Origin of the sequence: Citrobacter sp. Ct235 (genome assembly GCF_030332305.1) — a bacterium.
GTDB lineage: Bacteria > Pseudomonadota > Gammaproteobacteria > Enterobacterales > Enterobacteriaceae > Citrobacter_A > Citrobacter_A telavivensis.
On the sequence record NZ_JAOWIC010000044.1, the window covers coordinates 19,751 to 45,906 of the forward strand.

General features: G+C 55.5%; 25 protein-coding genes. 8 read left to right on the forward strand and 17 right to left on the reverse strand.

From position 1 onward, the window contains the following. Positions 1-116 precede the first annotated feature (116 nt). The gene (udp, locus tag OGY35_RS11455; protein ID WP_042998824.1) at positions 117-878 is read right to left on the reverse strand and encodes a uridine phosphorylase; all 762 of its coding nucleotides are present in this window, start codon (positions 876-878) and stop codon (positions 117-119) included. A gap of 259 nt (positions 879-1,137) precedes the next feature. Between udp and OGY35_RS11460 the strand changes: the two genes are divergently transcribed. Next, positions 1,138-1,947 (forward strand): dienelactone hydrolase family protein, encoded by an 810-nt coding sequence (locus OGY35_RS11460; protein ID WP_286632335.1) that lies wholly within the window; start codon positions 1,138-1,140, stop codon positions 1,945-1,947. A 38-nt stretch (positions 1,948-1,985) separates the two neighbouring features. Here OGY35_RS11460 and metE read toward each other — a convergent pair whose 3' ends face one another. After that, positions 1,986-4,247: a 5-methyltetrahydropteroyltriglutamate--homocysteine S-methyltransferase gene (gene metE / locus OGY35_RS11465; RefSeq protein ID WP_286632336.1), complete on the reverse strand. Its 2,262-nt coding sequence runs from the start codon at positions 4,245-4,247 to the stop codon at positions 1,986-1,988. 235 nt (positions 4,248-4,482) lie between these two features. On the opposite strand from metE, the gene metR reads away from it, so the two are divergent. Then, entirely contained in the window at positions 4,483-5,436 is a 954-nt protein-coding gene (gene metR / locus OGY35_RS11470) for an HTH-type transcriptional regulator MetR (RefSeq protein ID WP_286632337.1), read from the forward strand. On the opposite strand, the gene bioP is transcribed toward metR, so the two are convergent. From bioP to pldB, 3 genes are all read right to left on the reverse strand, one after another. Continuing rightward, complete coding sequence (gene bioP / locus OGY35_RS11475) at positions 5,324-6,223, reverse strand: biotin transporter (RefSeq protein ID WP_152400971.1); 900 nt, start codon at positions 6,221-6,223, stop codon at positions 5,324-5,326. The genes metR and bioP overlap by 113 nt on opposite strands. A gap of 80 nt (positions 6,224-6,303) precedes the next feature. Next, complete coding sequence (yigL, locus tag OGY35_RS11480; RefSeq protein WP_152400969.1) at positions 6,304-7,104, reverse strand: sugar/pyridoxal phosphate phosphatase YigL; 801 nt, start codon at positions 7,102-7,104, stop codon at positions 6,304-6,306. 8 nt (positions 7,105-7,112) lie between these two features. Next, positions 7,113-8,135 (reverse strand): lysophospholipase L2, encoded by a 1,023-nt coding sequence (gene pldB / locus OGY35_RS11485; RefSeq protein WP_286632338.1) that lies wholly within the window; start codon positions 8,133-8,135, stop codon positions 7,113-7,115. A 111-nt stretch (positions 8,136-8,246) separates the two neighbouring features. On the opposite strand from pldB, the gene rhtB reads away from it, so the two are divergent. Further along, a complete protein-coding gene (gene rhtB, locus OGY35_RS11490) occupies positions 8,247-8,867 on the forward strand; it encodes a homoserine/homoserine lactone efflux protein (protein ID WP_061075760.1) in 621 nt (206 codons plus the stop codon). Positions 8,868-8,909: 42 nt separating this feature from the next. Here rhtB and rhtC read toward each other — a convergent pair whose 3' ends face one another. The 3 genes from rhtC to pldA form a co-directional block, all read right to left on the reverse strand. Beyond that, entirely contained in the window at positions 8,910-9,530 is a 621-nt protein-coding gene (rhtC, locus tag OGY35_RS11495; RefSeq protein ID WP_042998816.1) for a threonine export protein RhtC, read from the reverse strand. 67 nt (positions 9,531-9,597) lie between these two features. Beyond that, positions 9,598-11,427: an ATP-dependent DNA helicase RecQ gene (gene recQ / locus OGY35_RS11500; RefSeq protein ID WP_286632339.1), complete on the reverse strand. Its 1,830-nt coding sequence runs from the start codon at positions 11,425-11,427 to the stop codon at positions 9,598-9,600. An 84-nt stretch (positions 11,428-11,511) separates the two neighbouring features. Next, positions 11,512-12,381: a phospholipase A gene (pldA, locus tag OGY35_RS11505; protein ID WP_046493012.1), complete on the reverse strand. Its 870-nt coding sequence runs from the start codon at positions 12,379-12,381 to the stop codon at positions 11,512-11,514. A 164-nt stretch (positions 12,382-12,545) separates the two neighbouring features. Between pldA and yigI the strand changes: the two genes are divergently transcribed. Continuing rightward, positions 12,546-13,013, forward strand: coding sequence for an acyl-CoA thioesterase YigI (gene yigI / locus OGY35_RS11510; protein ID WP_152400963.1), 468 nt, complete (start codon positions 12,546-12,548; stop codon positions 13,011-13,013). 43 nt (positions 13,014-13,056) lie between these two features. Continuing rightward, the gene (gene rarD, locus OGY35_RS11515) at positions 13,057-13,950 is read left to right on the forward strand and encodes an EamA family transporter RarD (RefSeq protein WP_286632340.1); all 894 of its coding nucleotides are present in this window, start codon (positions 13,057-13,059) and stop codon (positions 13,948-13,950) included. Between the two features lie 90 nt (positions 13,951-14,040). Here rarD and corA read toward each other — a convergent pair whose 3' ends face one another. From corA to lptM, 8 genes are all read right to left on the reverse strand, one after another. After that, positions 14,041-14,991, reverse strand: coding sequence for a magnesium/cobalt transporter CorA (gene corA / locus OGY35_RS11520; RefSeq protein WP_046492960.1), 951 nt, complete (start codon positions 14,989-14,991; stop codon positions 14,041-14,043). A 153-nt stretch (positions 14,992-15,144) separates the two neighbouring features. Continuing rightward, entirely contained in the window at positions 15,145-15,201 is a 57-nt protein-coding gene (gene ysgD, locus OGY35_RS11525; protein WP_212723238.1) for a YsgD/CorL family protein, read from the reverse strand. A 148-nt stretch (positions 15,202-15,349) separates the two neighbouring features. Then, positions 15,350-17,512 (reverse strand): DNA helicase II, encoded by a 2,163-nt coding sequence (gene uvrD / locus OGY35_RS11530; protein ID WP_152400958.1) that lies wholly within the window; start codon positions 17,510-17,512, stop codon positions 15,350-15,352. Between the two features lie 146 nt (positions 17,513-17,658). Next, on the reverse strand, positions 17,659-18,375 hold the full coding sequence (yigB, locus tag OGY35_RS11535; RefSeq protein WP_152400956.1) for a 5-amino-6-(5-phospho-D-ribitylamino)uracil phosphatase YigB: 717 nt from the start codon (positions 18,373-18,375) through the stop codon (positions 17,659-17,661). Beyond that, positions 18,375-19,271, reverse strand: a complete 897-nt coding sequence (gene xerC / locus OGY35_RS11540) for a tyrosine recombinase XerC (RefSeq protein ID WP_152400954.1) — start codon at positions 19,269-19,271, stop codon at positions 18,375-18,377. The genes yigB and xerC overlap by 1 nt, the downstream gene beginning before the upstream one ends. Then, positions 19,268-19,975 (reverse strand): DUF484 domain-containing protein, encoded by a 708-nt coding sequence (locus tag OGY35_RS11545; protein WP_061075765.1) that lies wholly within the window; start codon positions 19,973-19,975, stop codon positions 19,268-19,270. The genes xerC and OGY35_RS11545 overlap by 4 nt, the downstream gene beginning before the upstream one ends. Next, a complete protein-coding gene (gene dapF / locus OGY35_RS11550) occupies positions 19,972-20,796 on the reverse strand; it encodes a diaminopimelate epimerase (protein ID WP_042326115.1) in 825 nt (274 codons plus the stop codon). The genes OGY35_RS11545 and dapF overlap by 4 nt, the downstream gene beginning before the upstream one ends. A 36-nt stretch (positions 20,797-20,832) precedes the next feature. Then, on the reverse strand, positions 20,833-21,036 hold the full coding sequence (gene lptM / locus OGY35_RS11555; RefSeq protein WP_286632341.1) for an LPS translocon maturation chaperone LptM: 204 nt from the start codon (positions 21,034-21,036) through the stop codon (positions 20,833-20,835). Between the two features lie 137 nt (positions 21,037-21,173). On the opposite strand from lptM, the gene cyaY reads away from it, so the two are divergent. Then, entirely contained in the window at positions 21,174-21,494 is a 321-nt protein-coding gene (gene cyaY, locus OGY35_RS11560; RefSeq protein ID WP_152400950.1) for an iron donor protein CyaY, read from the forward strand. A 33-nt stretch (positions 21,495-21,527) separates the two neighbouring features. Here cyaY and cyaA read toward each other — a convergent pair whose 3' ends face one another. Next, positions 21,528-24,074 (reverse strand): class I adenylate cyclase, encoded by a 2,547-nt coding sequence (cyaA, locus tag OGY35_RS11565; RefSeq protein WP_152400948.1) that lies wholly within the window; start codon positions 24,072-24,074, stop codon positions 21,528-21,530. A gap of 390 nt (positions 24,075-24,464) precedes the next feature. Between cyaA and hemC the strand changes: the two genes are divergently transcribed. Together hemC and hemD are read left to right on the forward strand one after the other, a co-directional pair. After that, complete coding sequence (gene hemC / locus OGY35_RS11570) at positions 24,465-25,406, forward strand: hydroxymethylbilane synthase (RefSeq protein WP_286632342.1); 942 nt, start codon at positions 24,465-24,467, stop codon at positions 25,404-25,406. Continuing rightward, a complete protein-coding gene (gene hemD / locus OGY35_RS11575) occupies positions 25,403-26,143 on the forward strand; it encodes a uroporphyrinogen-III synthase (RefSeq protein ID WP_152400944.1) in 741 nt (246 codons plus the stop codon). Before hemC ends, hemD begins: the two co-directional genes overlap by 4 nt. The last annotated feature ends 13 nt before the right edge of the window (positions 26,144-26,156 follow it).

A 26,156-nucleotide genomic window follows, 5' to 3' on the forward strand; every position in this document is an offset into this window, starting at 1 on the left:
ATAGAATTGTGCTGTATAAACGTCCAGTTTTAAAGAACTTTCCTGCGAGGCGCTACGCAAATAATCGCGTAAAGCAAAAGGCCGAACGCGTCGGCCTTTTATGGAAGGGAAGAGGATTAGATCAGACGACGCGCCGCTTCCACCACGATTTTCACCGCATGGCTTTCGGTCTGTTTCATCGTCTCAGCATTCGGGATCTCCTGCTGAGTACGGTTAACGATCACGCCCGCTACCATCCCGGCGCGCAGGCCCTGGCTTGCGCACATGGTCAGCAGCGTGGCGGACTCCATTTCGTAGTTCATCACGCCCATTGACTGCCACTCTTCCATAGAGCCTTTGAAACGACGCACCACGCGACCGGAGAAGGTGTCGTAGCGTTCCTGACCTGGGTAGAAGGTGTCAGAAGAGGCGGTCACGCCCACATGAGTGGTGGCACCGATGGATTTTGCCGCTTCAACCAGCGCGGTGGTGCATTCAAAGTCAGCGACTGCCGGGTACTCCATCGGCGCAAAATGCAGGCTCGCGCCATCCAGACGAACGGACGCCGTGGTGACCAGCACATCGCCGACATTAATATGCGGCTGAATAGCACCGGTGGTGCCGATACGCAGGAAGGTACGAATGCCCAACTGAGCCAGTTCTTCCACCGCAATAGAGGTAGACGGGCCGCCGATACCGGTCGAGCAGACAATGACGGCTTTACCGTCCAGTTCTGCACGCCAGGTGGTGAATTCACGGTGAGATGCCAGTTTAACCGGCTTCTCCATCAGCGCGGCGATCTTTTCCACACGTTCCGGATCGCCAGGGACGATAGCCAGCGTAGCCCCTTGTAAATCGTTCTTGGTGAGGCCGAGATGAAAAACGTCAGACCTGGACATATAAAACTCCTCTGTGATTCGGTTTTTGTCAGAAGAAGCAAAAAGACACTTTACCGAAGGACTTAAGATATTTTCGTGACCCTCATCACCATGACACAAATCAGTTGCATAAACTTACCGATAAATAGTGATTCAAATCACATTAACGGCCCGATTTTTTCTTTCTCCGCAAAAAAGCGAGCCGTTTGAGGCAGTGTGAATGGTTAAAGGCTGTCTATAGTTAATAGTGCGCTATTTTTCTAAGGGTACGGAGAATACCATGACATCAACACAACAAACCGGTTTTGCACCTGCAGCATCCCCGATTGCCTCTACCTCAGTTCATACCCCGGACGACACTATTGTCGCGGGCATTACGTCGATCCCTTCCCAGGGTGACGACATGCCGGCGTATCACGCGCGCCCGAAAAAGAGCGATGGCCCTCTGCCTGTGGTCATTGTAGTGCAGGAAATCTTTGGCGTGCATGAACATATCCGCGACGTCTGCCGTCGCCTGGCGCTGGACGGGTATCTGGCTATCGCGCCAGAACTCTATTTCCGCGAGGGCGATCCGAATGATTTCGCCGATATTCCGACCCTGCTCAGCGGTCTGGTGGCGAAAGTGCCGGATTCTCATGTACTGGCCGATCTGGATCACGTTGCCAGTTGGGCGTCCCGTAACGGTGGGGATGTTCATCGCCTGATGATCACCGGCTTTTGTTGGGGCGGACGTATTGCCTGGCTGTACGCGGCGCATAACCCGCAGTTGAAAGCCGCAGTGGCCTGGTATGGAAAGCTGGTGGGTGATAAGTCGTTGAATTCGCCGAAGCATCCTGTCGATGTGGCGACCGATCTGAACGCCCCGGTGCTGGGTCTGTACGGCGGTCAGGATAACAGTATTTCGCAGGAAAGCGTGGAGACCATGCGCCAGGCGCTACGCGCCGCTAACGCCAACACGGAGATTATCGTCTATCCCGATGCCGGTCATGCCTTCAATGCCGACTATCGCTCGAGCTATCACGAAGAATCCGCCAAAGACGGCTGGCAAAGAATGCTGGCATGGTTTGCGCAGTACGGAAGTAAGAAATAAGTTCTGGCCCGGAAACAACCGGGCCAGATTTTTCAGGATCACGCCTGACGCAGATTCTGTGCTGCCTGGACCATGTTTGCCAGCGCGGCGCGGGTTTCTGCCCAACCGCGGGTTTTCAGGCCGCAGTCCGGGTTCACCCACAGGCGTTCAGCCGGGATACGCTGCGCCGCTTTTTGCAACAGCGCCTCAATCCACTCTACGCTCGGGACGTTCGGCGAGTGAATGTCATACACGCCCGGTCCAATTTCGTTTGGATAGTCGAACTCTTCAAATGACTCCAGCAACTCCATGTCGGAACGTGAGGTCTCAATGGTTATCACGTCGGCATCCAGCGCGGCGATAGAATCCATGATGTCGTTAAACTCGCAGTAACACATGTGGGTGTGGATCTGGGTATCATCCTTCGCCACCGCTGCATTGATACGAAATGCCTCCACGCCCCACGCCAGATAGGCGGCCCAGTCGCTACGGCGCAGCGGAAGCCCTTCACGTAGTGCGGGTTCATCAATCTGGATGATGCCAATGCCTGCCGCTTCAAGATCTGCCACCTCGTCACGTAGCGCCAGCGCGATCTGTTTGGCAATCGTTTCACGGCTGACATCTTCACGCGGGAACGACCAGCAAAGAATCGTCACCGGGCCGGTCAGCATCCCTTTCACCGGTTTGTCGGTCAGAGACTGGGCGTATTTCGCCCACTCGACGGTAATCGCTTCCGGACGACTAACGTCACCGATCACCACCGGCGGTTTAACACAGCGGGAACCGTAGCTCTGCACCCAACCGTTCTGGGTGAAGACGAAACCGTCCAGATGTTCACCAAAATATTCCACCATGTCATTACGCTCGGCTTCACCGTGAACCAGCACGTCCAGCCCCAGCCGCTCCTGCTCAACAATCGCCTGCTTGATATGCTCCGCGATGCCGGTGCGGTAGTGGTTGGCATCGAGATTGCCCTTTTTGAAGTCCAGACGCAGGCCGCGGATTTCAGTGGTCTGCGGGAAAGAACCGATAGTGGTCGTTGGCCAGGCCGGCAGGTTGAAGCGCGCACGCTGGGCTTCAGCACGCACCTCATACGGGTTCGCGCGCTGGCTGTCCTGTGCGGTGATGGCCGCCAGACGTTTTTCCACTGCCGCATTGTGTACACGGGTTGAGTGGCGACGAGCCTGAATCGGTGCGCTCCATTCGGCGATGGCGGCGGTATCGCCGCTGTTCAGCGCATCGCGCAGCAGCGTCAGTTCGCCACATTTTTGCAGAGCAAAGGCAAACCAGCTCTTCACTTCCTCATCCAGACGCGTTTCGACGCTCAGGTCGATCGGGCTATGCAGCAGCGAGCAGGAAGAAGCCACCCACAGCGCACGAAGGCCTACGATATCGTTAATCTGGGCATATTTTTCTGTCAGATCGGCACGCCAGACGTTACGTCCATTGACCAGACCGGCAGACAGCAGCCAGTCAGACGGCAGGCGTTTGTGCAGCGCCGCCACGTCATCTTTACCGTGGACCAGGTCAACGTGCAGCCCCTGTACCGGCAGCGCGGTAATGGTATCAAGGTTCGGCGTTACGCCTTCAAAGTAAGTGGTCAACAGCAGTTTCACCTGCCCGGAAAGTGCATCGTAGGCCGGTTTGAAGGCGTTCAGCCACGCCTGCGGCAGCTCCAGCACTAACGCCGGTTCGTCAATCTGCACCCACTCGATACCGCGTTTTGCCAGCTCAGCCAGCACCTGTTTGTACACCGGCAGAATGTCATTCAACAGGCTCAGGCGGTCGAACGATTCGCCTTTCACTTTCCCCAGCCACAGATACGTCACCGGCCCCAGCAGCACGGGTTTCACCTTGTGACCCAGCGCCAGCGCCTCGTCCACTTCATCCAGCAGCTGTGTCCAGGTCAGTTTGAACTGCTGACCTTTAACGAACTCCGGCACCATGTAGTGATAGTTGGTGTTAAACCACTTGGTCATTTCCGCTGCTGCCGCAGGTTCACCGGTCGGCGCACGACCACGACCAATGCGGAACAGCGTGTCGATATCGACACAACCGTCTTTGTTCTGATGACGAGCCGGCACGTTGCCGAGCAGCAGGCTGGTGGTCAGAACATGGTCATACCAGGCGAAGTCACCCACCGGCAGAAGATCGATACCCGCTTGCTTTTGTTGATCCCAGTGGCGCGCTCGCAGCTCGCGGCCCACCGCCAGTAGCTCTTCACGGGTCGCATTACCCGCCCAGTAGCTTTCTTGCGCTTTTTTCAGCTCGCGACGCAGGCCAACGCGAGGGAAACCGAGGGTGTGATTCAATATTGTCATTTTACTGCCTCTAATTATATGTAAATCCTATGGATTTTGAATTTAGGGAAGGCGGCAAGTTTGCTCATCCCCGGGAGCTTACTGAAGTAAGTGACCGGGGTGAGTAAACGCAGCCAACGCACCATAAATTTAAAAGACGAAGGATTTTAGACGTCCAGATGTTTACACATCCATAATTGACAGTTACTGTATATTCCTCAAGCGCAATTTGTTCATGCCGAAGTGAAGGACTTTCATGATCGAGATTAAACACCTGAAAACGCTCCAGGCGTTGCGGAATACCGGGTCGCTGGCAGCCGCCGCGGCGACGCTGCATCAAACCCAATCCGCCTTGTCTCACCAGTTCAGCGATCTGGAGCAGCGCCTTGGCTTTCGGCTATTTATTCGTAAAAGCCAGCCGCTACGTTTCACCCCTCAGGGTGAGATCCTGCTACAGCTGGCCGGTCAGGTCCTGCCGCAAATTAACCGCGCGTTGCAGGCCTGCAACGAACCGCAGCAGACTCGTCTGCGCATCGCTATTGAGTGTCATAGCTGTATTCAGTGGCTGACCCCGGCGCTGGAAAACTTCCGCGCTAAATGGCCGCAGGTGGAGATGGATTTTAAATCCGGCGTGACGTTTGACCCCCAGCCTGCGCTCCAGCAGGACGAACTGGATCTGGTAATGACCTCTGACATTCTGCCGCGCAGCGGGCTGCACTATTCGCCAATGTTCGATTTTGAAGTTCGCCTGGTGCTGGCCCCCGATCATCCGCTGACCAGCAAGACACAGGTAACGCCGGAAGATTTAGCCAGCGAAACGCTGCTGATCTATCCGGTACAGCGCAGTCGACTGGACGTCTGGCGCCATTTTCTTCAGCCAGCGGGGGTCAGCCCGTCACTGAAAAGTGTGGATAACACCCTGCTGTTGATTCAGATGGTGGCAGCAAACATGGGCATTGCCGCCCTGCCGCACTGGGTCGTGGAAAGTTTTGAACGCCAGGGTCTGGTGGTGACCAGAACCCTGGGGGATGGCTTGTGGAGCCGTCTGTACGCCGCCGTGCGTGACGGAGAGCAGCGTCAGCCGGTGACTGAGGCGTTTATTCGATCGGCGCGCAATCACGCCTGCGATCATCTGCCATTTGTACGGAGCGCGGAGCGACCCATTTTCGATGCACCCACAGTGACGCCAGTATCACAGCCGCACCCGTAATAAAGCTCGGCCAGTGAGGCTGTTGGTGCCAAATCGCCAGGTTGACCAGCAGTCCTGCGGGCACATGCATGTTGTTCATAATACCCAGCGTGCCCGCATCGACCTGTGTGGCACCGTAGTTCCACATAAAGTAGCCGATCCCTGAAGCCGCCACGCCGAGGAACACCAGAATGCCCCACTGGAGTGTCGTCTCCGGCATTTTCTGCGCATTGCCCAGCATGAACCAGGCGACCACGGCCACCAGAAACGCGCCGAGGTAAAACCACGCAAATGCATTATGCTGCGGCATCGGGCGCGTCTCCATCAGGCGCTTATAGCCCACCATCCCGATGGCAAAGCTAATGTTGGAAAGTTGGACCAGCAGCAGGCCCGTCCAGAAGTGATCGGTCACCTGGTCATAGCGAATAATCCCTGCGCCAATCACCGCCAGCAGCGCGCTGAAAGCATAGCCCCAGCGCAGGCGACGCTTGCTCATTAGATCGTAAATCAGCGTGATATAGAGCGGCGTCAACACGGTAAACAGCAGCAGTTCAGAAACGGTCAGGTAGAGATAAGCGTGGAAACTCAGCATATACATGATGCCAAGCTGCATGGCCCCCACCAGCATATACAGGCCGATAGTTTTCAGGCTGTGCCCGCGGGTACGCAGGAAAGGCAGGAATACCAACGCCGCCAGACCGACCCGAACCAGCACCGCAAAGTAGCTATCGACGTGTCCGGCAAGGTACTCCCCAAACAAACTGAAGGAGAAGGCCCACAGGATCGTAGTAATGATCAGTAACGCCACAATGGATATCTCTGAGAATAAGGAGTATCCATTGTAGCGGAGAGTTAAGTTGACGACTGGTTAATTAATGAGCATTCATTTTAGCGCAAGAAAAGATCGCGCAGGTAGTGCGGTACCGCGTCATCGACGTTGATGCCAATCACTTCCAGTTCCGGATGCAAATCCTTCAGACGCTGGTGCGCATTGCCCATAATGCAGCCTTTACCCGCCATCGACAGCATTTCAGCGTCGTTCATGCCGTCGCCAAAGGCGATGCAGTCTTTAAGGCTGTAACCCATCGCTTTGGCAACCGCTTCCAGCGCATGACCTTTCGACACGCCGCCCGCCATCACTTCCAGGCAGGTGAGCGTGGAGAAACTCACGTTGACGCGATCGCCCCAGCGCGCATTAATAGCCTGTTCCAGCGGCAGCAGAATGTCATGAGAATGGCTGGTAAAGAACACTTTGCTGACGCCTTCCGGCTCCAGTAAACCGGGTTCAAACAGCGTGTAATGGAACACCGCCTCTTTGAAAAAGCGCATCTCATCCGGACGATGGCGGTTCATAAACCATTCGTCATCACGATAGACGTTGGTAATGATATCCGGGTTAGTGTTCACCACCCCAAACAGATCGCTGGCAATATCGCGATCCAGGTTATGGGTAAACACCAGATTTCCGTCCATGTCATGTACACGCGCACCGTTGGAGGTGATCATCCAGGACTTAATCCCCAGGTTATCGCGGATCTGTCCCACGTCGACATGGTGACGACCCGTCGCAAAGACAAAATTAACGCCGCGCGCGGTCAATAGCTTCAGCGTTTCTTTCGCGTAGGGAGATAGGGTATGGTCGGGAGAAAGCAGTGTGCCATCTAAATCAGACGCAACAACCTGATACATATAAAAATTCAACCTCTGAGCAAAGCGGTTTCCGCTGATGAGTTATGCTTGTTGAAAAAACCAACAATAGCCTGAAGCGCAACTGAGCGCATAGCGTCCTTTTCAAAAAGGATCTCATGGTAAGCGCCTTTAATGACCAGCGGATGACCCCCTTCGACAGGATGGCCCGCTGCGGCGCGGCGTTCACAAAAACGTTCGTGCATGCGGTTATCCACCACACGCTCTTCTTCGGCCTGAATCAGCAGAGTTGGCGTGGCGTCATCGCCCGCGCCTGCCAGCGCTTGTTCAGCAGCCAGGATGCCTTCCCGTACCCAGTGATAGGTCGGGCCGCCGACACGCAGCTGCGGCTCATCCGCATAAAAACGTAAATTACGCCGATAGCGCTGTCGACTGTGGGTTAATACATTCATGCTAAAAGGCAATGCCCGCCAGCGTCCGGTGCCTATCGCATACCCTTCCCGGATACGCTGATGGCCTTCAGCCCAGTCCAGAATATGGCGGACCATCCAGTCCGGCAGCCGCATTACAATACCAAACATCGGCGCACAGAGCGCGATAGCATCGCACTGATGCGGATGACGCTGCAAAAACAGCGTCGCAATCGCCCCGCCCATCGAATGCGCCAGAATATAACGTTTACGCCACGGCCCCGGCTGAACTTCTTGTTCCCAGAACGCCGATAAATCATCGACATAGTCGTTGAAATTGTCGACATGACCGCGATTGGGATCCGATAGCATACGCCCTGAACGTCCCTGGCCGCGATGGTCAATAATGAGGATATCAAAGCCCAGATGAAACAGGTCATACGCCAGTTCGGCGTACTTCACATAGCTTTCTATTCGCCCCGGGCAGATGACGATGACACGATCGTTATGCTCAGCGCGAAACCGGACAAAGCGCACCGGCACCCGGCCCACACCGGTCAATTCCGCTTCCTCGCGCTGACGCCAGAAGTCTGTTAACGGCCCCATGGAAAAAGCCGCAAACGCGTTTTCTCTCGTTTCCCAGTCTTTTTGCTGCTGAAACATCGGGTATCCAGCCTCGTTTACCAGGTAAAAATCGTTTTTTCAGTAGCGCGTAACACTTTACTGTGACAGTAGCGTATTGTGGCATAAAAACCGACAATCAGGGAGTTTCTCATGACCTTCGAATGGTGGTTCGCCTACCTGCTGACATCCATAATTTTGAGCCTTTCACCCGGTTCTGGCGCCATCAACACCATGACGACTTCCATTAATCACGGCTATCGCGGCGCAGCGGCGTCGATTGCCGGGTTACAGGCCGGGCTGGGCATTCATATCGTGCTGGTCGGCGTGGGTCTGGGTACCCTGTTTTCACGCTCCGTCATCGCCTTTGAGGTGCTGAAATGGGCGGGCGCCGCCTATCTGATTTGGTTAGGTATTCAGCAATGGCGCGCCGCCGGGGCCATTGACCTGAATACAATGGCCCAGACCCAGTCACGCGGTCGCCTGTTCAAACGCGCGGTATTCGTGAATCTGACGAACCCCAAAAGCATCGTCTTTCTGGCAGCCCTTTTCCCGCAGTTCGTGATGCCAAAGGAACCGCAGCTGATGCAGTACATCGTGCTTGGCGTGACCACCATTGTGGTCGATATCGTGGTGATGATCGGTTACGCCACGCTGGCGCAGCGTATCGCCTTGTGGATCAAAGGGCCGAAGCAGATGAAAGCGTTAAACAAAGTGTTCGGTTCGCTGTTTATGCTGGTGGGTGCACTACTGGCGTCAGCACGCCATGCCTGACAGGTTGCCGGATAGCGGCTGGCGCGTATCCGGCACGAAGACTTATCGCGAAATGATCAGGTGGATACCAAATCCAGCGAACAACGCCCCGGCAAAACCGTCGATCCATTTCGCCATGCGCTGATAGCCGCGACGCATTTTCGGTAGCGCAAACAGGCTGGCGACCACGGTAAACCACGCGAAGGTCTCAACAATAATCAGCACGAAAATCCCCCAGCGCGCGGCGGTACCGACGCTGTCGCCGACGAACAGAGAAAAGACCGAACCGAAGTAGATGATGGCTTTCGGGTTAGCCAGATTCGTCAGTAACCCCTTCAGGAAACTGCGGCCGCTTTGCGCCAGCTCAACCTGCGGCGTGGGGGCGGCAACATCCTGCTTTTTCAACGCCCCACGCAGCATCTGGTAACCCATCCAGCACAGATACAGACCGCCGCCCACCATGATAATAGTGTGTAGCCAGGCCATTTTTTCGATGATCAGATGCAGGCCGAGCAGCGCGATGCCCGCCCAGACCATGACGCCACAGGTAATGCCCAACACACCCATCATCGCTTCTTTGCGCGAGCGGCTGACCGCCGTCTGCGAGACAAAAAAGAAATCCGGCCCTGGGCTCATCAGTGCCACAATGTGCACCATCGCCACGGTGAGAAATAACATTAGCATGATCGAAAATACTCGCGGGGGAAACAGTTCAGTGAGTCACCATCCTGGCACTTTTTTGCCCGGCTGACTACTCTTCGTCATCACCATCGACGTGGGCGCGGATCAGCGCCATAAACTCTTTACCGAAGCGCTCCAGTTTACGCATTCCCACCCCATTGACGCTGAGCATTTCGCTCGCGGAAACCGGCATCTGTTCCGCCATCTCTATCAGCGTGGCATCGTTAAAGACGACGTATGGCGGGATGTTCTCTTCATCGGCAATGGCTTTACGCAGCTTGCGCAGTTTGGCGAACAGTTTGCGATCGTAATTGCCGCCAAAGGATTTCTGCATCACGCGTGGTTTCAGGGCGACAATACGCGGCACCGCGAGTTGCAGCGCGACCTCGCCTCGCAGCACCGGACGCGCGGCTTCGGTGAGCTGGAGCGCCGAATGGTGAGCAATGTTCTGCGTCACCAGCCCCAGGTGAATCAACTGGCGGATCACGCTCACCCAGTGTTCGTGGCTCTGCTCACGACCAATGCCATACACCGGCAGTTTATCGTGTGCCAGTTCGCGGATACGCTGACTATTCGCGCCGCGCAGCACCTCCACGACGTAGCCCATCCCGAAGCGCTGGTTAACGCGATAAATCGTCGACAGCGCTTTGCGCGCATCCATCAGACCGTCGTACTGTTTTGGCGGATCGAGACAGATATCGCAGTTGCCGCACGGCTCCTGACGCCCTTCACCGAAGTAGTTAAGCAGCACCAGACGACGGCAGGTTTGCGCCTCGGCAAACGCGCCCATCGCGTTTAGCTTATGCCGTTCAATATCCTGTAGCTGCCCCTGCGGTTTTTCTTCCAGGCAACGGCGCAGCCACGCCATATCCGCCGGATCGTAAAACAGCATTGCCTCCGCAGGCAGGCCGTCACGCCCGGCGCGACCGGTTTCCTGGTAGTAAGATTCAATGTTGCGGGGAATATCGAAATGCACCACAAAACGCACGTTGGGTTTGTTGATGCCCATGCCAAAGGCGACGGTCGCCACCACGATTTGCAGATCGTCGCGCTGGAATTTCTCCTGCACGTCGGCACGGATGTGATTTTCCAGCCCCGCATGGTACGCGGCGGCGCTAATACCCCGGCTTTGCAGACGCGCGGCGGTGTCTTCCACCTTCGCACGGCTGTTACAGTAAATAATCCCGGATTTACCGCGCTGTTCCTGCACGTAGCGCATCAACTGATCGAGCGGTTTAAACTTCTCCATCAGCATGTAGCGAATGTTTGGCCGGTCAAAACTGCTGATCTGGATTAAGGGATCGTTCAGCCCCAGCAGGCGAACAATGTCCAGCCGCGTGGTTTCATCAGCTGTCGCGGTCAGCGCGACGAACGGCAGTGCAGGAAAACGCTGTCTGAGCTGCCCGAGTGCGGCATATTCCGGGCGGAAGTCATGCCCCCACTGCGAGATGCAGTGCGCTTCGTCCACGGCCAGTAACACCGGATTCCAGTGCGCCAGATGCTCAAGGAAGTTATCCAGCATCAGGCGTTCAGGGGCGATATAGAGCAGACGGATTTGCCCGGTGCGACACCCTGTCATCACCTCAAGCTGCTGCTCGCGGGTTTGCGTCGAGTTCAGACAGGCGGCCGCCACGCCGTTCGCCAACAGTTGGTCGACCTGATCTTTCATCAGGGAGATCAGCGGCGAAACGACCACGGTCAGACCGTTGAGCAATAAGGCAGGGATTTGATAGCAGAGGGATTTTCCGCCCCCGGTCGGCATCACGACCAGGCAGTCGCGCCCCGAAACGACGGTGTCGATGATCGCTTCCTGACCCGGGCGAAACTGTTGGTAGCCAAAGGTTTCTTGCAAAACCTGTTTAGCACCTGATTCCAGATTCAACACTTCCGCCTGCGCCACATTAACCCCGTTCGCTTAAATCAAAACAGGCGCTATTTTCAGCGCCTGAGGGAGAAACTGCAATGTTTAAAACACAATCATCGATCAGAAGATATCGTTGAGCATCACGCCCACACCGACACGCGTCTGATTAAAGTTATAGTCGATCAGCGATTCGCCGTACCCGCTATACACCTGGGTATAGAGACGAATATGCTTCGTCATCGGATAACTCAGTCCCAGCTCCGCACCGCCATAACCGGTATTCCAGTTGTACTGGCCCTTCGCGCTCAGCACCGCATCACCCAGATGATAGCCGACCTTAAGCTGATAATAGCCCATGTATTTGGTGATATCCGGGTTATCGTCGGTACTGCCGATGACGTACCACGGTTTGACCTCCACCAGCCAGTTACCGTTTTCCGCCATCAGGCGCGTGTAAAGTCGGTTCCAGCTACGTGATGTCGGATCGGAACGCCCGTTCGAATCATGGTTGTAACCCATTTCCACGTCGCGCAGTGTCCATCCGGCAACGCGATAATCCGTCGCAAAGCCCAGGAACAGCTGCGGTTCGTAGTTGGTTTCACGAAAGGGCGACGACTCTTCTGTGTTGGATAGCTGCCACCAGGACTTCTGCGTATACGAGGCGCCCAGAACCGAGTTTGGCCCCGCAATCCCACGCCAGATCGGAAACGCCAGACTCAGTTGGAACTTCACTTCATCTTTGCGGGCGTTTTCGGACCAGTTGTAGGAACTAATCGCTTCTTTGTTCATGTCGCTGGTATTGGTGTAGATCAGGTAGTTCGTATCGTAGGGGTAAAGCGTAAAAGGATTATCATGCTCCTGCAGCATATTGGCGATAATACTGCCCCGCACCGCCGGTGCATCATGAACCTCTTTCACCGTCGCCTCTTGCGCATACGCCGTCAGCGGCAGCATTGCTGCTGGTAGCAACCAAGCCAGAATCGCCCGCATTCTTGTTGTTCTCCTGAACGAAAGATTTTTGATTTGTTTATTATTCTGCCAACCATTTTACATATTTACACACCACCTCGTTAGTTATCCCGTCTTAAAGTGGAAAACAACATTTAAGAAGCATAACATCAACATTTCATTAACCATTGGAGTGTCGAAATCGTATGTCTGCCGTACTGACTGCTGAGCAAGCCCTGAAGCTCGTGGGCGAAATGTTTGTCTATCACATGCCGTTTAACCGGGCGCTGGGACTGGAACTGGAGCGCTACGAAAAAGAATTTGCCCAACTGGCCTTTAATAATCAGCCAATGATGGTCGGGAACTGGGCGCAGAGCATTCTGCATGGCGGAGTGATAGCCTCTGCTCTGGACGTGGCAGCCGGACTGGTGTGTGTCGGCAGTACCCTGACGCGCCATGAAACCATCAGTGAAGACGAACTGCGTCAGCGTCTGTCCCGCATGGGGACCATCGATCTGCGCGTGGACTACCTGCGTCCGGGTCGGGGCAATCGCTTTACCGCCACCAGCAGTCTGCTGCGCGCGGGGAACAAAGTCGCCGTGGCTCGTGTGGAACTGCATAACGAAGACCGGCTTTATATTGCCAGCGCTACCGCCACTTATATGGTGGGGTAAAAACAGGTAAACTGCTGTTACATTTCAGACATGAGTTTTCCCGATGGATGCAAAACAAACGCGGCTGGGCGTGTTACTCGCTCTTGCCGCCTATTTTATTTGGGGGATCGCTCCGGCGTACTTCAAGCTAATTTATTACGTCCCCGCAGATGAAATCCTGACCCATCGCGTGATCTGGTCGTTTTTCTTTATGGTGGCGCTGATCAGCATCAGCCGTCAGTGGTCGAGCGTGAAGGCGCTGCTGCAAACGCCGAAAAAGATCTTCCTGCTGGCGCTCTCTGCGGTACTCGTGGGGGGTAACTGGCTGCTGTTTATCTGGGCGGTAAACAACCACCATATGCTGGAAGCCAGCCTGGGTTACTTTATCAACCCGCTGGTGAATATTGTGTTGGGGATGCTTTTTCTCGGTGAACGCTTTCGCCGGATGCAGTGGCTGGCGGTGATTCTGGCGACCTGTGGCGTTCTGGTGCAGCTCTGGACCTTCGGCTCATTGCCCATTATCGCGCTGGGACTGGCGTTCAGTTTTGCTTTTTACGGTCTGGTGCGCAAGAAAATCGCCGTTGAAGCGCAAACCGGGATGCTGGTGGAAACCCTGTGGCTGCTGCCCATTGCCGCAATATACCTGTTCGGCATCGCCGACAGCTCAACCAGCCATATGGGACAGAACCCGATGTCGCTCAACCTGCTGCTGATTGCCGCCGGGGTGGTGACCACGGTGCCGCTGCTGTGCTTCACCGGTGCGGCGACCCGTCTGCGGCTTTCTACGCTGGGCTTTTTCCAGTACATCGGCCCGACGCTAATGTTCCTGCTGGCCGTGACGTTCTACGGGGAGGTTCCAGGATCGGATAAAATGGTGACGTTCGCCTTTATCTGGGTCGCGCTGGCGATCTTCGTGACGGATGCGATTTATACGCAGAGACGGGGACGTCGGAGTTAGGGGGTTGCCGGATGGCGGCTGTGCCTTATCCGGCCTACGATGATGTACTTTTTGTAGGCCGGATAAGCGAAGCGCCATCCGGCATGACAATTACAGCCAGTTCTTGCGCTTAAAGTACAGATACGGCGCCAGGCCTGCGAGCAGCATGAAGATAATCGCGCCCGGATAACCAAAGCTCCAGCGCAGTTCAGGCATGAACTCGAAGTTCATCCCATAGCTGGATGCCACCAGCGTCGGCGGTAGGAAAACCACGGAAACCACCGAGAAGATCTTGATGATCCGGTTCTGCTCGATGTTGATAAAGCCCATCGCCGCCTGCATCAGGAAGTTCACTTTCTGGAACAGGGATTCGTTGTGCGGCAGCAGGGATTCGATATCTCGCAGGATCTCGCGCGCCTGTTCCAGTTGTCCGCCCGGCAAACGCGCTTTGCGAACCAGGAAGTTCAGTGCGCGCTGGGTATCCATCAGACACAGGCGAACTTTCCAGCCGATATCTTCCAGTTCCGCCAGCGTCGAGAGCGCCTCATCGTACTCATCGCCCTGATGACCTTCCATAATCACCCGACTCAGCTCTTCCAGATCGCTGTAGATGTTTTCAATTTCATCCGCCAATTGCTCGATTTTGGTTTCGAACAGATCCAGCAGCAGTTCGTAGGCGTTACCGTCAACCATGGCCTGGCTACGAGCACGCATACGATACAGACGAAACGCGGGCAGCTCACGTTCACGCAGAGTAAACAGGCGGCCATCGCGAATGGTGAATGCCACGGTGGAGTTACCCGCGTGGTCTTCCGCATCTTCGAAGAAGAAAAAGGAGTGGATGTGCAGACCGTCTTCGTCTTCGAAGAAACGGGCGGATGCTTCGATGTCTTCCAGTTCAGGACGTGTCGCCAGGCTTTGGCCCAGCTCAGATTGTACGCGCAGTCGCTCGTCGTCGTCCGGCTCGACCAGGTCGACCCATACGGCATCAATCAGGGTTTGTGACTCTTCGACTTCCAGCCGGATGAGTCGGTTATTTTCCAGTTGAAATGCGCTCAACATGACCGGGACTCCCAATGCTTAAAAATATCGGACAGTTCGGTGGGCACACAGAAACAATTGGGTTTCAGACCATTAAACAGCCTGACTCAGCGCGACGGGAAAATAGAGAAGGTCGCTGACAACCGCTAAGGCTATCAGCAAAAAGGGATAGCCTTAGGAGTTGATCCTGGATGACAGGATAATGAGCCAGTATCTACTGGGTGTGTCCAAGGCGAATGTCCTCTTAGCGTAATCGTGCGCGCATGTTACGCCAGCAAAAATTTGCCGTCAACACGCAACGAAACGCGAAAAAGTAATAATTTCCCCTTATGCAGAAAGGTTAGCAGAGAGGGAAATTTAAGTGATATTTATCTATAAGTTAGACCGTTTCCAGCTTCGCATACGCGGCGACGAGCCATTTGATTCCCTGTCCCTGGAAGGCCACCTGCAACCGGCTGTGTTCGCCGCTGCCTTCCAGATTCACAATGGTGCCCTCGCCGAACTTAGCATGACGCACACGCTGGCCCAGCTTGTAGCCGGTGTCGTTCTCCGCCATCGGCGTCCCCATCCGCTGATGGCTTACCGGACGGCTGATCGTTGCACGCAGGCGCACCTCTTCAACGCACTCTTCCGGCAACTCGCCGATGAAGCGTGATGGACGGTGATACACCTCTTTGCCATACAGCCGGCGCGTTTCGGCATAGGTTAACGTCAGTTTTTGCATCGCACGGGTCACGCCGACGTAGGCCAGACGACGCTCTTCTTCAAGTCGTCCGCCCTCATCCAGCGACATCTGGCTGGGGAACATCCCCTCTTCCATCCCGACGATAAACACCTGCGGGAACTCCAGCCCCTTCGCCGAGTGCAGCGTCATGAGCTGTACCGCGTCCTGCCAGGTATCCGCCTGCCCTTCGCCCGCTTCCAGCGCCGCATGGGAGAGAAATGCCTGCAACGGCATCAGGTCTTCGTCTTCTTCGTTGTAGCTGAACTGGCGCGTCGCCGTCACCAGTTCCTCTAAGTTCTCGATGCGCGTCTGGCCTTTCTCGCCTTTCTCCTGCTCATACATCATGCGCAGGCCTGAGTCTTTAATCACCCGGTCGGTCTGCACATGCAGCGGCATGTCGGCGGTTTCCTGCGCCAGCGCGTCGATCAGTTCCATAAAACGTTGCAACGCACTGGCGGCACGACCGGCCAGCGCTTTTTCCTGCAACAGTTCACGACACGCCTGCCACAGCGTGAGCTGGCGATCGCGCGAAGCCTGGCGCACCACGTCCAGCGTCCGATCGCCAATCCCGCGCGTTGGGGTATTCACCACGCGTTCAAAGGCAGCGTCATCATTGCGGTTTGCAATCAAACGCAGATAAGAGAGGGCGTCTTTGATTTCCTGACGTTCGAAGAAGCGCATGCCACCGTAGATACGGTACGGCATGCTGGCCTGTAACAATGCCTCTTCCAGCACACGCGACTGGGCGTTACTGCGATAGAGAATGGCGCACTGCTCAAGCGCACCGCCGTTGTCCTGCCAGGTTTTGATCCGGTTGACGACAAAACGCGCTTCATCCAATTCGTTAAACGCGCAGTAGAGCGAAATCGGCTCGCCTTCGACGCCATCGGTCCACAGTTTTTTACCCAGACGCCCGTTGTTGTTCTCGATCAGGGCGTTAGCCGCGCTGAGGATATTGCTGGTTGAGCGGTAGTTCTGCTCAAGGCGGATCGTTTGTGCGCCGGGGAAGTCGTTCAGGAAGCGCTGGATGTTCTCTACCTGCGCGCCGCGCCAGCCATAGATAGACTGGTCGTCATCGCCGACAATCATCACTTTGCCGGTATCGCCAGCCAGCAGACGAATCCAGGCATACTGAATGTTGTTGGTATCCTGGAATTCGTCCACCAGGATATTGGTGAAACGCTCGCGGTAGTGCTGAAGAATATGCGGCTTGTTGAGCCACAACTCATGCGCGCGCAGCAGCAGTTCGGCGAAATCCACCAGTCCCGCACGATCGCACGCTTCCTGATAGGCCTGATAAACCTTTTGCCAGGTTTGCTCAATCGGGTTACCAAAGCTCTGAATATGATGCGGGCGCAGACCTTCGTCTTTCTGCCCGTTGATGTACCACATCGCCTGACGCGCCGGCCACTGCTTCTCGTCGAGGTTCATCGCCTTGATCAGACGCTTAAGCAGGCGCAGCTGGTCTTCACTGTCAAGGATTTGGAAGTCCTGCGGCAAATTCGCATCCATGTGATGCGCGCGCAGCAGTCGGTGCGCCAGACCGTGGAAGGTGCCCACCCACATGCCGCCCTGGCTGGTGCCCATAATCTGGCCGATGCGGTGACGCATCTCCGCCGCCGCTTTGTTGGTAAAGGTGACCGCCATAATCGAGTACGGCGAGTTATTTTCTACCGTCAACAGCCAGGCGATACGGTGTACCAGCACGCGTGTTTTACCACTCCCCGCCCCCGCGAGAACCAGCATGTTGCTACGTGGCGCGGCCACCGCTTCGCGCTGTTTATCATTGAGGCTGTCGAGCAGGTAAGAAACGTCCATTGGCACCGCCGCGTTAGGAATAGATAAACTGCGAAATGCCCGATGGCGCTTCGCTTATCGGGCCTACGTGATCGCAGTCAGCGTAGGGCAGATAAGCGTAGCGCCATCCGCCAAAACCCTGGAATTTTATACAGAACTGCGGGTGATTATATCAGCGAGGTCAGAGATGCCAACTGTGAAATTTCGATATGCGGCAGTAAACGGCTGTCAACGGTGTGCATCAGGTCAGCATTTTCTGGCTTGATCCAGCAGGCCTGCAATCCGCTGCGGATCGCCCCGGCAACGTCGGTCGTCAGATCGTCGCCCACGTGCAGGATCTCGCCGATCGGTACATTCAGCTTTTCCGCCGCCAGGAAGTACATATCACTGAACGGTTTTGAACGTCCGTCCGGACCGGCACGCAGTACAAATTCGAAGTAATCGCCGAGGCCAAACAGTTCCGGCTGCGCGTTACCGTTGGTGATCGCCACCAGCGGCCACTTTTTCGCTAAGGCTTTCAGCGTATCGTGTGTCTCTTGCGGGACATCGACCCGACTGCGCCACTTCGCAAAGTTCATCATCGCGGCGTTCGCACCAGCCACCGCCTCTTCCGCGGAAAGCCCGGCGTTCAGCATCGCCCGCTCAACAGCGCGATGCCGCCAGCGGGTCACGTCGTGATAAATTTCCGGCTCGGCTTCACGCACCGCCTGACGCAAACGTTGCAGGTCGGCATTTTGTAGTGTACGGAGTGCCGGATGGTAGCTTTGCACAAAGGCGAGCGCTTCCTGCTCGGTGCGCTGGATAACCGGACGGTTATCGTAAAGGGTGTCATCGAGATCGAAAGTGATCGCTGAGATGGGTCCTGGAGACCGGTAAAAACGCATTATTTCCCCCGTTTGGCGCGTGGATGCGCCGCATCGTACACCGAGGCCAGGTGTTGAAAATCAAGATGAGTATAGATTTGCGTGGTCGAGAGGTTGGCGTGCCCCAACAGTTCCTGTACGCCTCGCAGGTCGCCGCTCGACTCCAGCATATGCGTGGCAAAGGAGTGACGCAGCTTATGTGGATGCACGTGGCTGTTTAACCCCTGCTTAATGCCCCATTCGGCAAAACGCTTTTGCACGTTGCGCGCGGATATACGGTTGCCCAGCTTTGACAAAAACAGCGCGTCTTCATCACTGCCAAACAGCCCGCGCAGATCCAGCCAGTGCTCAATCCACGCGACCGCATTGCGACCAATAGGCAGGCGACGCTCTTTGCTGCCTTTCCCCATCACCCACACTTCGCCGGTGTCGAGATCCAGATGTTTGATATCCAGTCCCACCAGTTCCGACAAACGCAGACCCGCGCCGTACATCACCTCGAGCATCGCGCGGTCGCGCACGGCGAGTGGATCGTTAAGATCGATATCCAGCAGACGGTTAACGTCATCAACGTCGATATTTTTCGGCAAATGGCGCGGCGCTTTGGGTGCCTGTACCCCTTTCGCCGGATTGGCTTTCAGCTTGCCTTCGCTGACCATCCAGTCGAAGAAACTGCGCAGAGCAGAAAGACGTAGCGCGAGGCTCGCGGGCCCAAGGCCTTTGCGGCGACTGCGCACCGCAAAACTGCGCACCATTGCAGCGTCACATTGTTGCCAACTTTGCAGCCCGGCTTCTCCGGCCAGGGCGATGATGGCATCAAGCTGACGCTGATAGTTCTTCAGCGTGATGGGGCTAAGCTGGCGTTCTACGCCCAGATAGCGCAGAAAGCGGGTAACATCGGTGGTGAAGTCCGTCATACACGTTCAATCCAGCGCTCCAGCAGATCCGGCATCATCAGCGCAATTTCATGCAAGAGTTGCGTTCCCTGGCCCGCCTGATAGTGATGCATATCGCGACTGCTGAACAGAATGACGCCCAGATCGCCGTCACGTCCCAGCATCGACATCGCCACCGAACCAATCGCCTTCGCCTCGGGAAGCACCACCAGCAGTTCCGGACCATTCAGGGTGCCCAGATAGTGCTGTTCCTGCCCCAGCCGCTGTATCCGCAGCGGTTCGAAGGCCTGACGGCTTAACGCCAGATGGGTATAGCTCGACGGCGCGCCGAGACGCCAGCGATCGGGAAACAGACGCACCGTCGCACCGGCAAGGCCCAGTTCACGCGCCCAGCGATGAAAGCGCATCAGCATATCATCAAGGCTGGTGGCTGCGACCAGACGTCCCTGCAAATGCAGCAGGCGATAAAACAGGCTTTCGTTCGCATTCGCCTGCGCCATCAACAACGACATGTTTTCTTCAAGGACGTTGATGTGGTTGCGCGCGCGGGCCATATGCCACTCGACGAGCGAGACGGTGCCTCGCACCGGATGCGGCACCCGCATGGCTTCCACAGCATGCGCGTTGCGGATAAAAAACTCAGGGTTTTTCTGCAGATAGTCGACGACCGCCCGGTCATCGAGTTCCGTAAGCGTTTCCTGTAGTTCTTCCCCTGGTTGCTTCATAGATGGATAAACCCGTCATAGACATGTGCCGCCGGGCCAGTCATGTATAACGGATGACCCGGGCCTTTCCAGGCGATATCAAGGCGACCGCCAGGTAATTCCACGCGGACTTCTTCCGCCAGCAAACCTTGTTGGATGCCGACGGCGACGGCCGCGCATGCGCCGCTCCCACAAGCCTGCGTCTCTCCCGCACCGCGCTCATAAACGCGTAAACGAATATGCTCGCGCTTCACGACCTGCATAAAACCAATATTTGCCCGTTCAGGAAAACGTTCGTGGCTTTCCAGAACCGGTCCCAGCGTTTCCACGGTCGCCGTGTCGACATCATCGACCTGAATCACGCAGTGCGGGTTGCCCATTGAAACCACACCGCACAATATTGTTTGTTCCGCTGCTCGCATAATATAAGTCTTTTCCGCTTTGTTAGCGCGAAAAGGCACCTGCGACGGTTCAAAGTTGGGTTCGCCCATGTTGACGCGCACCAGTTCATCGTCCGTCACGCTCAGCACCATCCGCCCATTCGCCGTGCTGACGCGAATGTCACGTTTGTTGGTTAACCCTTTGAGGCGCACAAAACGGGCAAAGCAGCGCGCGCCATTCCCGCATTGCGACACTTCGCTGCCGTCGGCATTAAAAATGCGGTAATGAAAATCCAGCTCAGGATCGTACGGAGGTTCAACCACCAGCAGTTGATCAAATCCCACCCCCAGATGTCTGTCTGATAAGCGACGGATCAATTCTGGCGAAAAAAAGACATTCTGCGTTACCGCGTCGACGACCATAAAATCGTTGCCAAGGCCATGCATTTTAGAGAATTGCATTGTTCACTCCGTTCACGCGGGTACAGAAACACACCGTCAGTAGTTCACCTGGGAAGGCCCATCTCCCGTAGCACGATCGTTTTGTTCGGGCTGAGTTGATTGCGTTTGTGTATCAACCGGTTTAGTCGGCGGCGGTGCGGTTTTATCAACCGGTGGGAAGTAGAGTGGCCCTTTGAGGCCACACCCCGTCAGGCTGAACAGAGTGAGAAGAACAGCGAGTGCCTGAAACACGTTTTTCATTATGGATTGCCTGTAAGTTCATACTTTCTGTTTTCTATCATCGCAGGAGAAGGCGTAAAAGCAAGAGTTTGCCTGTAATCTGCAACGCGATTTGTTTCAGGTTATACTGCCGCCATCACGAAAAACGGGAAACGACAATGAACGACAGTGAATTTCATCGCCTGGCCGATACCCTGTGGATGACCATCGAAGAGCGTCTTGACGACTGGGATGGCGACAGCGATATCGACTGTGAAATCAACGGCGGCGTGCTGACCATTAGCTTTGAAAACGGCAGCAAAATCATTATCAACCGTCAGGAGCCGCTGCACCAGGTGTGGCTGGCGACCAAACAGGGCGGCTACCATTTCGACCTGAAAGGCGACGAATGGGTTTGTGACCGAAGCGGGGAAACCTTCTGGGATCTGCTGGAACAGGCGGCTACGCACCAGGCGGGCGAAGACGTCAGCTTTCGTTAAGTCTTATTTGCCGGATGGCATCCGGCAAAACCATTACGAGAAATACTGCTGCAACTGCGGCGTGTCGTTATCCTGATTGGCTGGCGGAACGTTACCAAGCGACTGCGCGCGGAACGGGATCACCTGTGCGCGCCCTTCCGTGTTCACAATCTGATAGAACTGCGGCAGGTTGAAGTTGATGAAGCTGGAGCCGTAGGTAAAGCGGTCGTGCGATGAGGAGTAGAAACGGCTGACATCGCGCACCAGCTCCTCTTTGCTGCCTTCGCAGTGGTGATACACTTCCGCACGATTACTCTCGTCCAGAATGTAGATGTTAAAGCCCTTCTCATCGCCAGTCTCTTCAAAGAAGAACTGAATAATTCCCTCGCTGGCGAAACCATCCACGACCGACGGCAGTTTCACCTGATTGGTCTCCACCTGAACGGACAGACCATGCAGTTTGTTATGCGATATCGCGCCGTAGAATTCGATGGCGTTTTCCAGCTTCTGTACCGACACGTTCAGGCGTTCAAAGAACAGACCCCAGGTTTGACCGGAAACGCGCAGCGCCTTAAAGCGTCCTGTCTCCTGACGGGTACTGGAGAGACGAAGCTCAATGCACTCTGAAACCAACTGCTGCACGCGGGTACGAATCAAACCGCGCAGATGCTGGCTGTAGCAGAACACTTCTACGCTATCGGGTGGCGCGGCGTCCTGGTGCATTTTGCCCAGAATCGTTTTCAGCGCTTCTATCATCGCCTGTTCGCCGTTGAAATGCAGCGTTCGCACTTCGTTCCACGAGTTGCGATACAGCAGATCTACGCTGCCCACCAGGCAATTCTGCTCTTCGCCAAAACTGAAGACATCCAGCTTACGGAAGTCAAAATGGACCACCTGATTGCGGAACGCCGCCGTCGGGTCATATTCGAGATTGACGATAATCGCCAGATGGCGAATTTCACACGGGCTGTAGAGCGCTTTCGGCGTCGGTGCAGGCAGGCGCAGCGGGAAGTGGTGCGACACATCGGCCACCATCTCCTGCAACTTCGGCAGATCGACAATGCCATTGCCCTTAATAAACAGATGCGTGCGCGACGTCAGCAGACCGTTAAACCACGCCCAGGCCACCAGCTTGTTCAGATAGCGGTTATATTCCAGCGGCTGATGGCTGATGATGGAATCCATGTTTGGCGCACGGTTGTAGAGATACCAACCTGAACGGTTGGCACGACCCGGCGGAACGTGGATAAACGTTAAATTCGGTTCGGAGAGGTCCGGTGAAATCTGCGGGTTTACCAGCGTGACTTTACCCGGCAACGCTTCAAACGCGGCATACAGCTTACGGGTCAGAACGCCAATATCCTGCGGGCTGGCGCTGACGCTGAGATTATTACGACGCGCAAAGCGGATCAGATTACGGTAGCTCTGCATCATGGCATCGAGCAGTTCGTTGTGCGCTTCACGCACCTGATCGATCTTCCAGTTCGCCCGGTTGTCGAGCATAGACAGACGGGCGTCGTCCCATCCCCACTCACTCACTAACTGACTGAGCACTTCACGACGCCAGCCCACGCAGGCGCGTTCGCGGCTCAGTTTCTCACACACTTTTAAATAGAAACATCGGCGCACCAAATCCAGGCGCGTCGGGTCTTCAATCGCCGTGAGGTATTCGGTCACGCGTTCCAGCATCATGCAGTATGGGTCAAGACCAAACGAGACGATCTCACCATCATGCAGGCGCTGTTTAATGTCTTTCGCCAACAGGCGTGGATTGGGATATTCCCAGGAGTAGGCTTCCAGCAGCAGCGTTTTCAGCACCGCTTTGTACGGTGAATCGATACTTTTATACAGTTGCCAGAGGCTTGCGCCAAAGTACTCTTCAGCGGAGAGCGAGCTTAAGCCGCCCAGATCCAACCATTCGTTCGGCGTGAGCACGCCCTGGGCGTAGAGCGTCATGACGTAGTCGTCGTAATGCTCTTCTTCATCGCCCGGCACCATATTCCACAGAATACGCTTACCGGCAAGACGCACCGCGGTACGATAGAATTCATCCAGCAGCAGAATGTGCTGCGTCGAGCCACAGTCTTCACCCCCCAGACTGCCGCTTTCATTATGGCGGAAACGGTTTTCATCAATCAGGAAGAAGCTGACTTCCACTCCCAGCGAGGCAGCCCAGCTTTCCAGCAGGCTACATTTACGCTGCAACAGTTGCCGTTCGTCGCTGTCGAGCCAGGACTGGTGGCACACCCAGATATCGAGATCCGACGAACAGCTTTGTCCCACAGAGGAGGTGCTGCCCATAGAGTAAACGCCGGTGATCGGCAGTTCACCTTTTGGCGGATCCTGCGGTGCCAGACCGCGATACAGTTCCAGTTCGTTCAGATAGTGGCGTTGGGTTTCATCAGGCGTGTAGAAGCAAATGCCTCTGGGAACGTTACCATCAAGGTACCCTGGCATCAGCGGATGGTGATAGTGCAATAATGTCGGCAGAAGACTGTATACCTGCTGGAAAGCAGGGCCCATGGCAGCAAGCGCGCGATCTACACGCAGTTGATTAATGGCATCCAGCCTCTGTTTCAGAGTCTCAATATAGAGGTACAAGACGTATCGCCTGATGTTGCTACCCGTCATGCTGTCGATTGCCGCAGCGCGATCCGCTTACCAACAACCACCACCATTCGGGATAAACCAAATGACAAAAATAACCGTTACCTTTTACGACCTTTTTTTTGTGCGTTCAGTCGAAAAAATGGTCTAAAACGTGATCAATTTAACACCTTGCTCATTGACCGTAAAGAAAGATGCGCTACATACAAGTGTAGCACTAATCGCTTCGCGTAAATTCTGAGGTACGATCGGACGGTTCCTCGTCATTAAATAGTGCCAGCCGCAACGCAGCGCCTTATCCTTGACTTACCTTTGACCGTAACACTGACATCCCACTTGTAAGGATGTTAGGATGAACCACGGACGATAATGACGGTAACAAGCATGTTAGACAATGTTTTAAGAATTGCCACACGCCAAAGCCCCCTTGCGCTCTGGCAGGCACATTATGTCAAAGACGCCCTGATGGCGAACCACCCCAGCCTGGTCGTGGAACTGGTGCCTATGGTGACGCGTGGCGACGTAATTCTTGATACCCCACTGGCGAAAGTAGGCGGTAAAGGCTTGTTCGTAAAAGAGCTGGAAGTTGCGCTGCTCGAAAAACGTGCCGACATCGCGGTGCACTCGATGAAAGATGTTCCGGTCGAATTCCCGGAAGGTCTGGGACTGGTCACCATCTGCGAACGCGAAGATCCGCGCGACGCCTTTGTCTCGAACACTTACAACACCCTTGATGAACTGCCTGCTGGCAGCATCGTGGGAACCTCCAGTTTACGCCGTCAGTGTCAACTGGCTGAACGCCGTCCGGATCTCGTCATCCGTTCTCTGCGCGGCAACGTTGGAACCCGCCTGAGCAAGCTGGATAACGGCGACTACGATGCCATTATCCTGGCCGTTGCCGGTTTAAAACGCTTAGGGCTGGAATCACGTATTCGCACTGCGCTACCGCCAGAAGTGTCGCTGCCGGCCGTGGGACAAGGCGCGGTGGGCATCGAATGCCGCCTCGACGACAGCCGGACTCAGGCGTTGCTGGCGCCGCTGAATGATGAAATTACCGCACTGCGCGTCAAAGCCGAACGTGCGATGAATACCCGCCTGGAAGGAGGCTGTCAGGTGCCCATTGGCAGCTATGCTGAATTCAATAACGGTGAGATTTGGCTACGTGCGCTGGTCGGTGCACCGGACGGTTCGCAAATGGTACGCGGAGAGCGCCGTGGCTCGCCCGAACAGGCGGAACAGATGGGCATTTCACTGGCCGAAGAGCTGCTGGATAACGGTGCGCGCGCCATTCTGACAGAGGTCTATAACGGAGAATCCCCCGCATGAGTATCCTGGTCACCCGCCCGTCTCCCGCAGGGGAAGCGTTAGTGAGCCGTCTGCGCACACTGGGGCAGGAGGCCTGGAGTTTTCCGCTCATCGAATTTACCCCGGGTCGGGATTTATCGCGGCTGGCCGGGGCGTTTTCGGCGATCACCGATAACGATCTGCTCTTTGTGTTATCACAGCACGCGGTCTCTTTTGCCCATGCGCAACTGGAACGTGAAGGGCTGAAGTGGCCCGCCGCCGCGCGCTATTTTGCCATTGGTCGCACGACCGCTCTGGCACTGCATACCGTCAGCGGATACGACATTCGCTATCCGCTGGATCGGGAAATCAGCGAAGTCTTGCTACAATTACCTGAATTACAAAATATTGCGGGCAAACGTGCGCTGATTTTACGCGGCAACGGCGGTCGCGAGCTGTTAGGTGAAACCCTAACGGCACGCGGCGCTGATGTCACGTTTTATGAATGTTATCAACGTAGTGCTAAACATTACGATGGAGCACAAGAAGCGATGCGCTGGCAGTCGCGCGGCGTGACAACGGTAGTGGTCACCAGCGGGGAAATGCTGCAACAGCTCAACGCGCTGATCCCGCAGTGGTATCGTGAAAACTGGTTACTACGCTGTCGGCTTATCGTCGTCAGCGAGCGTCTGGCGCACCTCGCCCGGGAACTGGGCTGGCAAGATATTAAGGTCGCTGATAACGCCGACAACGATGCGCTACTGCGCGCATTACAATAACTCTCATAATGGG